At 65.6% G+C, this 15,128-nt stretch carries 13 protein-coding genes; 4 read left to right on the top strand and 9 right to left on the bottom strand.

Features of this window, described 5'->3' with window-relative positions:
• The first annotated feature begins 66 nt into the window (after positions 1-66).
• Positions 67-930, top strand: coding sequence for a formate dehydrogenase accessory sulfurtransferase FdhD (locus J0W34_RS01225; RefSeq protein WP_230970387.1), 864 nt, complete (start codon positions 67-69; stop codon positions 928-930).
• Positions 927-1,535, top strand: a complete 609-nt coding sequence (gene mobA / locus J0W34_RS01220; protein WP_230970386.1) for a molybdenum cofactor guanylyltransferase MobA — start codon at positions 927-929, stop codon at positions 1,533-1,535. The genes J0W34_RS01225 and mobA overlap by 4 nt, the downstream gene beginning before the upstream one ends.
• 36 nt (positions 1,536-1,571) lie before the next feature.
• On the opposite strand, the gene J0W34_RS01215 is transcribed toward mobA, so the two are convergent.
• The 7 genes from J0W34_RS01215 to J0W34_RS01185 are packed head-to-tail and all read right to left on the bottom strand — an operon-like array spanning position 1,572 to position 9,335.
• Positions 1,572-2,591 carry a formate dehydrogenase subunit gamma gene (locus J0W34_RS01215; protein ID WP_230970385.1) on the bottom strand — a complete coding sequence of 340 codons (1,020 nt, stop codon included), beginning with the start codon at positions 2,589-2,591 and terminating at the stop codon, positions 1,572-1,574.
• A 12-nt stretch (positions 2,592-2,603) separates the two neighbouring features.
• Positions 2,604-2,825: a hypothetical protein gene (locus J0W34_RS01210; RefSeq protein WP_227815191.1), complete on the bottom strand. Its 222-nt coding sequence runs from the start codon at positions 2,823-2,825 to the stop codon at positions 2,604-2,606.
• Positions 2,822-3,424 carry a formate dehydrogenase FDH3 subunit beta gene (gene fdh3B / locus J0W34_RS01205; protein ID WP_227815190.1) on the bottom strand — a complete coding sequence of 201 codons (603 nt, stop codon included), beginning with the start codon at positions 3,422-3,424 and terminating at the stop codon, positions 2,822-2,824. Before fdh3B ends, J0W34_RS01210 begins: the two co-directional genes overlap by 4 nt.
• 21 nt (positions 3,425-3,445) lie before the next feature.
• Entirely contained in the window at positions 3,446-6,346 is a 2,901-nt protein-coding gene (locus J0W34_RS01200; RefSeq protein WP_230970384.1) for a formate dehydrogenase subunit alpha, read from the bottom strand.
• 10 nt (positions 6,347-6,356) lie between these two features.
• Positions 6,357-6,581, bottom strand: a complete 225-nt coding sequence (locus J0W34_RS01195; protein ID WP_227815188.1) for a hypothetical protein — start codon at positions 6,579-6,581, stop codon at positions 6,357-6,359.
• Positions 6,582-6,625: 44 nt separating this feature from the next.
• Positions 6,626-7,267 carry a TorD/DmsD family molecular chaperone gene (locus J0W34_RS01190; protein WP_230970383.1) on the bottom strand — a complete coding sequence of 214 codons (642 nt, stop codon included), beginning with the start codon at positions 7,265-7,267 and terminating at the stop codon, positions 6,626-6,628.
• Between the two features lies 1 nt (position 7,268).
• Positions 7,269-9,335, bottom strand: a complete 2,067-nt coding sequence (locus J0W34_RS01185) for a 4Fe-4S binding protein (protein WP_230970382.1) — start codon at positions 9,333-9,335, stop codon at positions 7,269-7,271.
• 340 nt (positions 9,336-9,675) lie between these two features.
• Between J0W34_RS01185 and J0W34_RS01180 the strand changes: the two genes are divergently transcribed.
• On the top strand, positions 9,676-11,934 hold the full coding sequence (locus tag J0W34_RS01180; protein WP_230970381.1) for a TonB-dependent receptor plug domain-containing protein: 2,259 nt from the start codon (positions 9,676-9,678) through the stop codon (positions 11,932-11,934).
• 30 nt (positions 11,935-11,964) lie between these two features.
• Here the strand turns inward: J0W34_RS01180 and J0W34_RS01175 are convergent, their stop codons facing one another.
• Positions 11,965-12,414 (bottom strand): SRPBCC family protein, encoded by a 450-nt coding sequence (locus J0W34_RS01175; protein WP_230970380.1) that lies wholly within the window; start codon positions 12,412-12,414, stop codon positions 11,965-11,967.
• A gap of 191 nt (positions 12,415-12,605) precedes the next feature.
• Between J0W34_RS01175 and J0W34_RS01170 the strand changes: the two genes are divergently transcribed.
• Positions 12,606-13,022, top strand: coding sequence for a hypothetical protein (locus J0W34_RS01170; protein WP_230970379.1), 417 nt, complete (start codon positions 12,606-12,608; stop codon positions 13,020-13,022).
• 18 nt (positions 13,023-13,040) lie between these two features.
• On the opposite strand, the gene J0W34_RS01165 is transcribed toward J0W34_RS01170, so the two are convergent.
• Positions 13,041-15,122, bottom strand: a complete 2,082-nt coding sequence (locus J0W34_RS01165) for a sensor histidine kinase (RefSeq protein ID WP_230970378.1) — start codon at positions 15,120-15,122, stop codon at positions 13,041-13,043.
• Positions 15,123-15,128 lie beyond the last annotated feature (6 nt).

Genomic DNA, 15,128 nt, shown 5'->3' with positions numbered 1-15,128 from the left:
AGCCCATCCATAACGAAACGGCGAAGGCGCCTGTCGCCATTGGCCGAAGAGACGAAATCCCCGCTCATGTCCTCTGACACCGAGGCAGTCTTTCAGATTCCGCTGGGCGATGCGCCCGGCACCCCGTCCCTGTCCATGACCCGCGCCCGGCGCCCGGCGACCGAGGCCACCACGGTCATCGATCATGAGGGTCAGTCCCGCGAGGTGGAGGTGCCCGGCGAGCATCCGCTCACCCTGTACCTCAACAAGCAGGAAGTGGTCACCCTCATGACCCTCGGCCAGGCCCCCGAGGCGCTGATCATGGGTTACCTGCGCAACCAGCGACTGGTCGAATCGCTCGCCGATCTGGCCACGGTGCACGTGGACTGGGAGACCGGCGCCTGCGCCGTCACCACCCGTGAAGCGTTCGATGTGCGCGAACGCACCGCCAAGCGCACGGTGACCACCGGCTGCGGCCAGGGCACCATGTTCGGTGACTGGCTCGAGGCGCTGCGCCCCATCGAGAGCGACGCCACCGTGTCGGTAGAGACGCTCGATGCGGCACTGGCGCAGATCCTGGCGCTCGACACCATCTACAAGCGCTCCGGCTCGGTGCATGGCTGCGCCCTGCTGCGCAACCTCGAGGGCGCCCCCCTGCTCTACCACGTGGAAGACGTCGGTCGGCACAACGCGGTCGATTCCATCAGCGGCTTCATGTGGCTGGACGAAGAGACCGGTGCCGACAAGATCTTCTACACCACCGGGCGCCTCACCTCCGAGATGGTCATGAAGGCGGTGCAGATGGGCGTGCCCTTTCTGGTCTCGCGTTCCGGCCTCACCCAGATGGGGCTGCAGCTGGCGAAGGAGATGGGGGTCACGCTGGTGTGTCGCGCGCGGGTCGGCCGTCATCTGATCTACTCCCACCCTGAACGCATCACGAGGTCGGCATGAGCGCATCTCACATTCCCGCGGACATCCCTGTTATCGGCCTGATTCTCGCCGGCGGCATGGGCAGCCGCATGGGCGGTGTGGACAAGGGGCTGGTCGAGCTGGACGGCAAGGCGATGGTCGCTCACGTGATCGAGCGGCTGGGCCCGCAATGTGACCGCCTCATGATCAACGCCAACCGCAATGCCGACACCTATGCCGGCTATGGCGTGCCGGTGATCGGCGACCGGCTTGAAGGCTACGCCGGGCCGCTGGCCGGGCTCGACGCGGGGCTGCATGCCCTGGGCGATCAAGACGCCTGGGTGGTCACCTGCCCCTGCGATTCGCCCTTCGTCCCCGTCGATCTGGTCAGCCGCCTGCGAACGGCGGCCGAACACGCGAATGCCGACATCGCCATGGTGCGTGCCGGCGGTTTCAATCAGCCGGTCTTCCTGCTGGCGCGCACGAAGGTGGCCGCCTCGCTGGCCGACTTCCTTGCCTCCGGCGATCGCAAGATCGATCGCTGGGTCTTCAAGCAGGCGCATGTGGTGGTGGACTTCGACGACTGCGTCGAGGCCTTCGCCAACATCAACACGCCGGAAGAACTCGCCAGTCATCAGAAGACCTGAACCACACGGCGCCGCCCGTGAGCGGCGCCGGTATCCTCAGCGTGCCGTGGCCGAGCCGTGCGGCACCGGGGCGTCCACCGGTTGTCCGGCCTGCTTCTTGGCCTCGCGATACCAGTATTCGTGGTGCTCCCTGGCCCAGGTTTCGTCCACATAGCCGGTCTTCATGCCGTCGAGCGCGCCTTCCATGCCGATTGAGCCGATGTAGATGTGGCCCAGCGACAGGGTGATGAAGAGCATCGCCCCGCCCGCGTGAAGAATGTGCGCCAGCTGCATGTCCTGACGGATCTGCCCATTGCCCGGGAAGTCCAGGATCAGGCCGGTGATGCTCACCAGCAGACCCAGGAACACCACGCCGAGCCAGAACCAGGTCTTCTCACCGAAATTGAAGCGCCAGGACGGCACATGCTCGCCTGAAAGCAGACCACCCGCCTTCTTGATCCACAGGGCGTCGATCGGCTGCCAGACGTTGTCCTTCACGAACATGATGGCGAACAGCACGATGGAGACGAAGAACAGCGGGCCAATGAAGTTGTGCAGGTTCTTGGCGATGACCGCGAACCAGGAGAAGGCCTGATAGCCGATGAGCGGGATCACCAGATGCTTGCCGAACAGCAGCAGCAGCCCGGTGAGCCCGAGCACGACAAAACACGCCGCCACCGACCAGTGGGCCAGCCGCTCCACCATGGTGAAGCGCTGGATGAGCCGCCCGGTGGGCTTGTCCTCCAGACGGATCTTGCCGCGGACGGCGTAGAACAGCACCAGCGCCACGAACATGATCGCGATGGCCCAACCGCCGTAAACGGTAATCGGGCCATTGCGCCACTGGCGCCAGCTCTCGCCCTCGGACTGGATCAGTTGCCGATCCGCCGGGGCCTGGAAGGTGATGGACTGGTTCTCACCGCGACGCGCGTCGGTGAAGGCCTGTACGTTGTTGTGGCGTTCCGAGGCGGAGGTCTGATCACTGTCCTGCGCCAGGGCCGGCGTCCCCGCCAGCCCGAGGCCCAGGGCCAGAGTCAGCAGCAGCGCCCGTAGCCACAGAGTGAAGCTTCCGTTCATGCGCACCTCCCTTTACTGGGTGATACGACCGAGTTCGGTCTGCTTGTGAGCGCGGGCGCGCATGTCGGACTCCCACATGGCCTTGTCGCCGTTGTAGGCGGACGACTCCCAGGGCCGGGTGTCCGGCTTGCCCGAGTAGGTGCCCGCCTTGTACTCGACCACCTGGGTCTTCTCGCCACAGCCGGCCACGGCGAAGGCCGCGACCAGGGCGAGCATCACGGTGTGCTTGCTCATGACTTGCCTCCCTTGCCGTAGGCGGTGTCCCAGCCGATGAGTTCGGCGCCTGAGCCCCCGCGACGCACCACGCGCTGGCGGAAGATCTCGGAGATCTCCTGGCCATCGCCGCCCAGCAGGGCCTTGGTGGAGCACATCTCGGCGCACAGGGGCAGCTTGCCCTCGGCAATCCGGTTGCGACCGTACTTCTCGAACTCGGCGTCCGAGCCGTCCGCCTCGGGGCCACCGGCGCAGAAGGTGCACTTGTCCATCTTGCCGCGCTGGCCGAAGGCGCCTTCCTGCGGGAACTGCGGTGCGCCGAACGGGCAGGCATAGAAGCAGTAGCCACAGCCGATACAGGCGTCCTTGTCATGCAGCACCACACCGTCTTCGGTGCGGTAGAAGCAATCGACCGGACACACCGCCATGCACGGGGCGTCGGAGCAGTGCATACAGGCCACGGACAAGGATTTCTCCTCGTTCTCGACCCCGTCGTTGATGGTCACCACGCGGCGGCGCTGGATGCCCCAGGGCACCTCGTGTTCGTTCTTGCAGGCGGTGACGCAGCTGTTGCATTCGATGCAGCGCTCGGCATCGCAAAGGAATTTCATTCGTGCCATTTTTTATCTCTCCTCCGGGCCTCAGGCCTTCGCGATCTGGCAGACCGTGCTCTTGGTTTCCTGCATCATGGTCACCACGTCGTAACCGTAGGTGGTGGCGGTGTTGACCGCTTCACCGCGCACGATCGGCGCTGCGCCCTCCGGGTAGTACTTGAGCATGTCTTCGCCCATCCAGCGGCCGGAGAAGTGGAAAGGCAGGAACACCGTGTCCGCCCCCACCCGCTCGGTCACCAGCGCGCGCACCTTGATCTGTGCGCCGGTGGGCGACTTGACCCACACCCAGTCCTTGTCGACGATGCCGCGGTCGGCGGCCGCTCGCGGGTTCAACTCCACGAACATGTCCTGCTGCAGCTCGGCCAGCCACGGGTTGGAACGGGTCTCCTCGCCGCCGCCCTCGTACTCGACCAGTCGGCCCGAGGTCATGATCAGCGGGAAGTCGTTCACCACGTCGCGATACTTCTCCTGCACCGTCTTGTAGAGGGTCGGCAGGCGCCAGAACTTGGCCTTGTCGTCGTGTGTCGGGTACTTGGCGACCAGATCCGGCCGGGTGGAATACAAGGGCTCGCGGTGCTTGGGCACCGGGTCCGGGAAGTTCCACACCACCGAGCGGGCACGGGCGTTGCCATAGGGCATGCAGCCATGGTTCTTCATGACCACGCGGATGATTCCGCCGGACAGGTCGGTCTTCCAGTTCTTGCCTTCGGCCGCCTCTTTTTCCGAGTCGGTCAGTTCATCCCACCAGCCCAGTTTCTTGAGCAGCACGGCGTCGAACTCGGGGTAACCGAAGTTCAGGTCCGCGCCCTTGGACGAGGAGCCCTCGGCCGCCAGCAGCGACACGCCGTCCTTCTCCACCCCGAAACGGGCGCGGAAGTTGCCGCCGCCATCCATGACGTGACGGGTGGTGTCGTACAGGTTGGGCGAGCCCGGGTGCTTCATTTCCGGATTGCCCCAGCACGGCCACGGCAGGCCGAAATATTCGCCGTCGCACGGCCCGCCCTCGGCGCGCAGGGTGCTCGGGTTGAAGGTGGACAGGTGCTGCATCTGCAGCTTCAGGCGCTCGGGCGACTGGCCGCTGTAACCGATGGTCCAGGTGCCGCGGTTGATCTCGCGCAGGATGTCTTCCACATCCGGCTCCATCCAGCCCTTGGCGTCCTTGTTGAGCTTGATGTTCTTGCACAGCTCGTCTGCGTAGCCGAACTTCTTGGCAAACGCATAGATGATGGTGTGATCCGCCTTGGACTCGAACAGGGGCTCGATCACCTTCTCGCGCCACTGCAAGGAGCGGTTGGAGGCGGTCACCGACCCGTAGGTCTCGAACTGGGTCGCCGCCGGCAGCAGATACACGCCGTCCTGACGCACCATGGCCGCCATGGAGGCCGTGGCAGAGGGGTAGGGATCGACCACCACCAGCAGTTCCAGCGCCTTCATGGCCTCGACCATGTCCTTGCCGCGGCTCTGGGAGTTGGGCGCCATGCCCCAGAAGACCTGGGCCTTGATGTTGGTGGCCTGGTCCATGAGCTCGGGGTTCTCGGTCACGCCGTCGATCCAGCGCGACACGGTGATGCCCGGCTTTTCCATCATGGTCTGGTCCTTGAAGCGGCCCAGCATCCACTCGTAATCGACGCCCCAGACGCGGCACCAGTGCTTCCAGGAGCCGGTCGCCAGGCCGTAGTAGCCGGGCAGCGAATCGGGGTTGGGACCGATGTCGGTCGCGCCCTGAACGTTGTCATGACCCCGGAAGATGTTGGTGCCGCCACCGGCCACGCCCACATTGCCGAGCACCAGCTGCAGGTTGCACATCAGGCGGGTGATGGCGTTGCCCACGGTGTGCTGGGTCTGGCCCATGCACCACACCACCGTGGAGGGGCGGTTCTTGGCCATGGTTTCGGCGATGGTGCGCACCTGCTCGTCGGGCACGCCGGTCGCCTCGAGCACCTTCTCGGGCGTCCACTCCATGGCCTCGGCCTTGACCTGGTCCATGCCGTACACACGGTCCTCGATGTACTTCCTGTCTTCCCAGCCGTTCTCGAAAATGGTGCGGATCACCCCGTAGAGCAGCGGAATGTCCGAGCCCGAACGCAGGCGCACGAAGTGGTCGGCTTTGGCCGCCGTGCGGGTGTAGCGCGGGTCGGCCACGATGACCTTGGCGCCGCCTTCCTTGGCATGCAGGATGTGCAGCATGCTCACCGGGTGCGCCTCGGCGGCGTTCGACCCGATGAAGAAGATCGCCTTGGAGAAATGCATGTCGTTGTACGAGTTCGTCATCGCACCGTAGCCCCAGGTGTTTGCCACCCCCGCCACCGTGGTGGAGTGGCAGATCCGGGCCTGGTGGTCGGTGTTGTTGGTGCCGAACATGCGCACGAACTTGCAGAACAGATAAGCCTGTTCATTGGAGTGCTTGGACGAGCCGATCCAGTGGGTGGCATCGGCGCCGTACTTGTCGCGAATCTCCATGAGCTTGCTGCCCACTTCCTCGATGGCGTCTTCCCACTTCATGGCCACCCACTTGCCGCCTTGCAGCTTCATGGGCGTGCGCAGGCGGTGCTCACCATGACCGTGCTCGCGCACCGACGCGCCCTTGGCGCAGTGCGCGCCCAGGTTGATCGGGCTGTCGAACACCGGCTCCTGGCCGACCCACACGCCGTTCTTCACCTCGGCATCCACCGCACAGCCCACCGAACAGTGGGTGCAGATGGTGCGCTTGACGTCCACCTGACCGTCACCGGCCGCCTTGGCCGCATCGGCCGGCTTGACCATGCCGAATGGCAGGCTTGCGCCGACCGCGCCGGCGCCCGCCGCAAAGCCGGATCGCTTCAGGAAACTGCGACGATCCAGGCGTTTCGGTGCGCTGCGCGTGCTGATGGCATCGCTCAGCGCACTGCCCGTTGAGACGTTTGTCTTCTTTGATTTCTTGACGAGCATGGCTCCCTCCTCACAACTTCGTGCTGCGGTAGTACTGCGACACATGGGTCGTGACGCGGTAACCCTTGCCCTGGCCATCAGGCTCGGCCTGGGGTGTTTCCTGCGCGGTGGCGGCATGGGCCGCGCCCGTGGCGGCCGCGAGTCCGGCGGCGCCGGTACCGGCAGCAGCAAACAGGAAACTGCGCCGCCCGTAACTGGCCGGCGCCTTGGTGCGTTTTTCGCGTGCGTCACTCATGGTTCTTTCTCCCGAAAGGTCCGTGCGGACCCTGTTCTTGTCTCTCATTGGTCGTACCCCAGCACCCGCGCCTCCCACTGAAAGAAGGCATGAGCAAAATCAGCCAGCACCGCATAGAAGCGGGCTGACGAAAGCGATGACAGTTCGGTGCAGCAGCGGCTCACCCACGGCTGCATGTGGCGTTCGTAGAAGCGCGGCTGGGCTGCCCAGTCACCGCGCTCGATGAGCCGGCGCATGACTTCGCATACACCGGCCAGGTGGTCTTCCGGCTCGCCGTTGCCCGCCTCGCGCTGCAGACCCAGTTCAGCGAGGGTGTCGCGCAGCTCGGCCAGCGGCTTCTCCATGAGGAAGCCGGTCAGGTAATACGAGGCATAGGGCAGCACGGCCGGGCGCCCGGTGCCGGCGAACAGGTCGGACCATTCGGCCGCCACCTGCGCCTCGGTCATGCTGTGACAGGCCCTGCGCAGCGCATTCCAGGCCTCGGCCAGCGCCACCGCCTCGGGCAGTTGCGGATCCGCCTCGAGCGCGGGCGAGCGGCTGATCGCACCCAGGGTGTCGCGGCTCGGGGCCTGACTCATCAGGTGGGCGATCAGGCCATAGAAGCCGGCGCGATCCGCGTCCTCGGGTTCGACCGCCGGCAACAGGGCCTCGGGGTTCAGTGGTTCAGGGGCATGGGGGGTGTTCATCTCAATGCTCCAGGATCGAGGCTTGCGGACGGCCATCCGGCGGCGACATCATGTCCACCACCCGGCAGTCGCCGCACATCTGCAGACGCTTGCGCTGTTCTGGCGTGGAAAAGTGCGGGTTGCCCGCCAACTTCTCGACGATGCGGTTGATGGCGGCGGTGGAGCCGAAGGGCTTGCCGCAACGGGCGCAGTGGCACGGCGGGTCTTCATGGATCACCCTGGGCTGGCGCGCTTCGGCGGTGAGATTGAGTCGCGGGAGCAGCGACAGCGCGTCTTCCGGACAGGTCTCGACACACAGGCCGCACTGCACGCAACTCATCTCGCGGAAGCGCAGTTGCAGCGCGTCGGGCGCCTCGGTGAGCGCCTTGCTCGGACAAGCGCCGACACAGGATTTGCACAGGGTGCACTTGCCGCCGTCGATCTGCACCGTGCCGTAGGGGCTGCCCGCGGGCAAGGGCAGCGGCTCGGCCGGAATCGCACCGGCCAGCTTCATGAAGTGCTCGAAGCACATCTCCAGTGTGGTGCGCTTGTCCTTCTGACCGTGGAAGCGCGCCGGCTCGCCCAGTGCCGTCGGTGCGGCAGTGCCCAGCCCGGCCAGCAGGGCGTCAGCATCGCCTTCGACGCAGGCCAGGCGCGCCGCCGCCTGTGGCAACCCGAGACCATCGAGCACGGCGGTGGCGAAGCTCACGGTACGTCGTGCTGAAGCCGTGTAGGTCACGGGGGCGTCTTCGGCCTGCCAGACCATCACCCGCCCGGCACCCACGGCCAGCGCATAGAGCAGCAGATCGGGGCCGACGCTGGCGCCATCGTGGAGCGCCAGCGGCAACAGCTGATCGGGCAAGGCCTCGGTCTCGGCCAGGGCCTGCAAGGCGGTTGCCTGGGCGGCACCATGGAGCACGAGGGTCGGCACCGGGCCATCGACCGCCTGCCATGCGTTGAGCGCGGCACGAATGCGCCCACCGATCTCCGGCACGGCCGGGTAGTTGTAGCGCATGGCCCCGGTGGGGCACACACTGGCACAGGCGCCACAGCCCATGCACAGATGCGGCTCGACGCGGATGCCGTCGCCGTCGGCCTCGATGGCCGAGGTCGAACAGGTGTCGATACAGCGCGAACAGCCATCGATCTTGTTGCGCGAGTGGGCGCAGATGCTGCGCTGGTAGTCGAAGAACCTGGGCTTCTCGAACTCACCGACCATCTCGGTCATGGCCAGCAGCGCATCGGTGAGTTTCACCGGATCGCCCGCGGGCGCGAAATATCCTTGCGGTGGGTGGGGCATGGTGAGACGCGGCTGTAGCGACAGATCGAGCACCAGATCGAAGCGCGCCGACCGTGGGGTGAAGCTGAAGTCGATGGCGCCCACCTCGCACACCTCGATGCAACGCCGCTTGTCGTTGCAGCGTCCGGCATCCACATAGGCGGCAATGCCATCGCGCACGATGGCATCCGAGCTACAGGCGGTGATACAGGCGCCACAGCCGGTACAGGTCGCTGCGTCGACCGCATTGGCAGGCGTCCACGCCAGGTCGAAGTGGCCCAGCCAGCCGGTCACGCTCACGCCACGGGCGCGATGGACCGGAATGCGGCGCGGGCTCTGGGCGGTCAGCGGCTGCTCGTCTTCGGCAAACACGGTCACCTGCAGCTCGCCGTCCGCTTTACTCTGAAGGCGATGCGCCCACTGCAGGGCCTCGGGGCCTGCGCCGATGATCGCGACGCGACCCGCGCTCTGATAGCTGACCGCATCCACCGGCGGTGGCTCGGGCAACTGCGCCATAGCCACCAGTGCCGCAAGTCGCGGGGTCGCCCCCGATCCGCCGGCGGCGAATTCGCGGGCCGGGAAAAAGCGGATCGCTGCTCCCTCGCCCGCGCGCTGCGCAAGCACGGGCGCCTCGCGGGTACAGCCAATGGCGCCCTCGGTGCCGGGCGTCCCGCTCCGACACAATTGATCCACGACCTGAACCCCGTCCAGCGCCGATGTCACTGACGCGACGGCCGCGTCATGAATCCGTCCCTGGCAACGGCACAGGGTGACACCAGCCGCGTCCGGCCGGCCTTGCTTGAGATCCAAACTCGTCTCCTCGATGCGTTATCCATTTTTTGGATAACGCTGCCCACGTTGGTGCGCGACTTGATGCGCGCTTGATCGATAGAGCCATAGCGGCTTTCGTGCCAACGCGTCAAAGACCGGAAAAACAAGCACTTGGTGTTTTACCACCAGCCCACGTCGGGACATTTTGTCCAAGGCGCCAGTGCCGGCGAGACAAAATGTCGCACCTGGCTTGAATGGCACGCCGTCACTGGCGCCACGCCCCGGGTGGGCGCCCATGCGCGACAGTCTGTCGCAGGCCCTGCCCGGCCCGCGCGCTTAGCATCGCGACCGATCTGAAAACGCCTGACCCGGAGCCCGCATGCCTTTCCCGCGCCTGACCCTGGCCGCCTTGATGGCCACCCTGCCGCTTGTCGCTGCCGCCGATGACACGCGTCTGCCACGCACGGTCGTGACCGACCAGGCGGATCATGTGCCTGATGCCGCCACACGCAGTGGCAAGACCCTGCGCGAGGCCACGCCGGCCACCGACGACACGGCCAGCCTGTTGCGTGGCCTGCCCGGAGTCAGCCTTTACAAGGCCGGCGGTGTCTCGAGCCTGCCTGCGATCCGGGGCCTGGCAGACGACCGTCTGCGCATCAGGGTCGATGGCATGGACCTGATTGCCTCCTGCCCCAATCACATGAACCCGGCCCTGTCCTACATCGAGCCGGCCGCGGTGGCGCACGCCAGCGTGTTTGCCGGCATCACGCCCGTGAGCGTGGGGGGCGACAGTATTGGCGGCAGCATCGTCGTCGATTCTGCCGCCCCGCGCTTTGCTGCGCCGGGTGAAGGCATGCGGGTGAGCGGCGAGGCGGGCGCACGCTATGGCAGCAACGGCGACGCCTTCTCGGCCAACCTGTCGGCCGCCGCGGCCAGCGAGCAGTTCAGCGCCCACTACACCGGCTCGACCGCCCGTTCGAACGATCTCAGCGCCGGGGGCAACTTCACGCGCAGCACTGCCATCGGTCGCGTGGGCCATACGCTGGATCGGGACACCATCGGCTCGACCGCCTACCAGACCAGCAACCACCAGCTGAACCTCGCCTTCCGCCAGCAGAACCATCTGTTCGAAGCGCGCTTCGGCCTGCAGGACATGGCCGAGCAGTTGTATCCGAACCAGCGCATGGACCTGCTCGACAACTCGGCCCAACGCACCAACCTGCGCTACGAGGGACGCTTCGACCGGGGCCGTTTCGAAGCCCGCGCCTACCATGAAGAAGTCGATCACTTCATGGACTTCGGCGACGATAAACGCTACTGGTACAGCGCCGCCTCGGGTGGCAGCGCGGCCATCAATGGCGTGCCCTGCGCTCCCATTGCCGCCAACTGCGCCGCCGGCATGCCCATGTACACATCCAGCCAGACGGACGGCCTGCGTCTGCAGGCGGACATCACGCTGAACGACACCGACCTCGTACGCACCGGGGTCGACTACCAGGCGTATGAACTGGACGACTGGTGGCCGGCCTCGGGCGGCGGCATGTGGCCTGGCACTTTCTGGAACATTCGCGATGGCGAGCGTGACCGGTGGGCCGTGTTCGGTGAGTGGGAAGGCATGCTGGCCCAGCCGTGGACGGCCCTTTTCGGCGTGCGCTATGAGCGCGTGGCGTCAGATGCGGGCGATGCCATTGGCTACAATCCGGCCGGCGGCGGTTTTCAGGGCCGCGATGCCGACGCCTTCAATGCCCAGGACCACCAGCGCACCGACAACAACTGGGACGTGACCGCGCTGGCCCGCTATGCACTGAGCGCCACCGCCGAGCTGGAATTCGGTTTCGCCCGCAAGACCCGCTCGCCCAATCTCTACGAGCGCTACACCTGGTCCACCTGGCAGATGGCCGCCCTCATGAACAACTTCGTGGGGGACGGCAACGGCTACGTGGGCAACCTGGATCTTGAACCCGAGAAGGCCCACACCCTCTCCGCCACGCTCAACTGGCACGCCGAGGACGACGCCTGGGGTCTGAAGGTGACCCCTTTCTACACGCGCGTGACCGACTACATCGACGCCGCGCAGTGGAACGGCACCACCAACACCGAGCGCGACGTGCTGCTCGAAGACCAGTTCACCGTGCTGCGCTACACCAACCAGACGGCGCGTCTGTTCGGCATTGATCTGGCCGGCCACCTGCCGCTCGGGCACACGGCTTACGGCGCATTCGGTCTCAAGGGCGTACTGAGTTATGTGGACGGCAAGAACCTGGACACCGGCGACGATCTGTACAACATCATGCCGATCAACACGCGCCTGACGCTCACGCACCAGGTCGGCGGATGGAACAACGCCGCTGAAGTCGTGGCCGTGGGCGGCAAGCATGATGTGTCCGATCAGCGCAACGAGATCGAAACCAGCGGCTACACCCTGCTCAACCTGCGTGCCAGCTATGCCTGGCAGCAGGTGCAGGTGGATTTCGGCGTCGAGAACGTCTTCGACCGCCTCTACTTCGACCCACTCGGCGGCGCCTACCTGGGCCAGGGCACGACGATGTCGGCCACCGCCGCCGGCGCGCCGGTGTGGGGCGTCGGCGTGCCGGGTGCCGGTCGAAATCTGTATGCGGGGGTGAAGCTACGCTTCTGATCCGATTGACGGGGTGCCGCCCCGTCAAACTCACAATCCGTCGGGAATCTCCGGCTCGACCAGTTTGATCAACAGTTCCAGCGACTCCTGCCAGCCCAGGTAGCAGGCCTCGGACGGGATCATGTCTGGGATGCCGGACTGCTCGATGCGCAGCTCGGTCCCAACCGACACCGGCGACAACGTGATGGTGGTCATCATGGTGCCGGGTACGGCGGGATCATCGAACTGGTCGTCGTAGACCAGCTTTTCGCCCTCGACCAGTTCGATGTAGCGGCCGCCGAACGAATGGCTTGTTCCGGTGCTGAAGTTGGTGAAATACATCCGATAGGTGCCGCCGACGCGGGCATCCAGATGATCCACATGCGCGGTGTAGCCATGGGGTGCCATCCATTTGCACAGGGCGTCCGCATCAACGAAGGCACGGTACAGGCGCGAGGCCGGGGCGCGGACAACACGGTGCAGGGTCACGGTATGAGGCATGGAGTTCTCCTTTGTGTTTGATGGGTGACACCTGTTAGTCGTCATTGAAGCGCATCAATCGACATGCCGCGCGACATTTTGGTGAACAGGCGGCCGATCCGGACTGGCCGCTCCCGGTGCCTTCGCCTGTTTGCCTTTCGAGGGTATGCTCGGTGACCTAACCATTATGACGTTTCACCCCGGAGCCGACCTTGAAGATCGCCCTGCTGATTACTGGCCTGCTGGCCGTCACGCCCGCACTCGCCGCGGAATTCACCGGCCCCGACTACAGCGGCGTCTATGACTGCACCGGCAACGACGCGCATGAGGGTGCCTATACCGGGACGGTCACCATCGAAAACATCCCGACGCAAAGCACGGGTGAATACGGCGCCTACCGGTTCCAGCTCGAAGTGCCGGATTACGGCGTGTATGAGGGCCAGGCGGCCGCCCGCGGCGAGCACATGGGCATTTTCTTCTCACTCACCGACCCGACGACGCGCGACTACGGCACCGGCACCGCGATGTTCAGCAAGAACGCCGAGGGCAAGTGGACGTTCCACAAGTTCTACTACGAGCCGGAGTACAAAGGCGGCAATCACGGCACCGAGGACTGCGTGCAGCGTTGAGCGCCGCCGCTCTATGGCTCAGTTGCTGCCAAAGCGCCAGCGCGCCTTGAATCCGGGTGCGCTCGGTCCTTCTTCGTAAACGGCGTCGCACAGCAGCCAGACGTGGAAAATGGTGCCCTCGCCCGGGGTGCTGTCGGCCGTGATGCGCCCGCCGTAGCGCTGCACCAAGGTCTGACTGATGGACAGCCCCAGGCCGGTGCCGCTGCCCTGTTTGGTGGTGAAGAAGGCATCGAAAATGCGGTTGAGATCCGCGTCTTCGATGCCGGCGCCCGTGTCCTTGACGCCAATGCGCACCCCGATGACCCGCTCCCCATCCAGCCAGTCCTCGCTGCTGAGGGTGAGTCGCCCCCCCTCGGCCATGGCCTGCACCGCATTGACGATCAGATTGATGAGCACCTGCTGCAGCTCGCTGCGGTTGATCTCCACCTTCCGGGTCGCCGCATGCACGACTTCGACCTTGACCTGGCGCTTGTCCAGGGTGTGACGGGACAGCACCAGGCAATCGGCAATCACCGACGGCACGTCCACCTGCTCGGTGTAACCCGCAAACTCGCCGGGACGGGCGAACTGGAGCAGTTTGGTGACGATCTGGCGGATGCGGTCCACCTGCTGGTGGATGAGGCGGATCTCCTCGCGCACCGGGTCGGCCTGGGGCCCGAGAATGTCCGCCAGCACATCGAGGTTGCCCTGGATCACCGCCACCGGATTGTTGATTTCGTGCGCCACACCGGCAGTGAGTTCACCCACCGCGGCGAGTTTTTCGCTGACCACCAGTTGTTGCTGCGCGCGACGCAGGGTCTCGTTGGCATCGGCCAGCTCGGCGGTGCGCTCCGCCACCTTGCGGTCAAGTTCATCGGCCCACTGCTGCAACTGCTCACGCTTGGTGGCCAGACTGTCGAGCAGATGATCGAACTCGTGCGCCACCCGCCCGAGTTCGTCCTCCCGCTTCAGATCGCCCACGCGGGCGGCCGAGTGTCCCTGCTCCACTTCGTGGATGACCCGGTTCATCTGCTCGACCGGCCGGAAAATGGCGCGCGCCCAGCGTAAGGACACCACGGCACCGAGCAGCGAGATGATCACGAACAGGCCGAACAGCACCCCCATGGCCGTCTGCTTGGCAGCGCGCAGGGGCGCCTCCAGAAAACCCACGTAGAGCATGCCCACCTTGTTACCCGACCCATCCACAAAAGGCTCGTAGCCCGACACATAGAAGTCATTCACCACAAAGGCCGTGTCGTGCCAGATCTTGCCCTGGCCGATCACATAGTCGTAGACCACTTCGGACACCCGGGTCCCGAGGGCGCGCTGGTTCTCGAAGAGTTTCACGTTGGTCGCCACACGCGTATCGCCGAGAAACAGGGTGGCCGTGCCCTGGCTGCCCAGCGGCAGTGAGCCTTCCCGATAGACGATGGCGTTGATGTTGTCGACCATGTCCAGGTTGCCGTTGAGCAACACCCCGCCCTCGAGCACGCCAATCACCTCGCCCGCCAGATTGCGGATGGGCGCCGCGGAATGGATCATCAGGCCGCGCTCTTCCGAGGTGCGATCGTCCGGCCGCGCAGCCGGGGTCGAGACCAGTCGGGTATGGGCACGCACGGCCAGCGCCGGGTCGATGGCCGCCAGCTCGTTCGGACCGAACAGCTCGATCCCGGTGCCCGGCGTGCCTTTCATGGCCTCAGCCACCACCGGCCAGCGCTCCCGGTCGGGCAGCGCGCGCACCTGCCCGCGCGCCGACGCCACCGGTTGCCCCGTCATGTCGAGCACCTGCAGGAAGTCCACCCGGGTCGACTGCAAGGTCTGCTTGAGCAATTGCTGAAGCGCCACCGGGTCGCCGTCGGGATAGGCCAGCGCCAGACGGTGAGAGCCGGCCACGCCGCGCAGCTCCTGGCCGATCCCGTCCTTGACCCGGTCGAAGTACTCATGGGCAATGACCAGATCCGCCCGGATCTTGGAGATGAGCAGCCGCTGGTAGGCCTCGTTCCCCCAGGTCCATACCAGCGCCAGCAGAATCGGCACACCGATGAGCAGCGGCGCCAGCACCAGGGCCAGCAACTGGGCGCGTACCGAGCGCCGCAAGGGCGCGAGCCAGCGTTTGAACATGGCTAG

It is taken from the genome of Nitrogeniibacter aestuarii, from assembly GCF_017309585.1.
In the GTDB taxonomy this organism is placed as follows: Bacteria; Pseudomonadota; Gammaproteobacteria; order Burkholderiales; family Rhodocyclaceae; genus Nitrogeniibacter; species Nitrogeniibacter aestuarii.
This window is presented reverse-complemented; position numbering and strand designations above follow the sequence as displayed.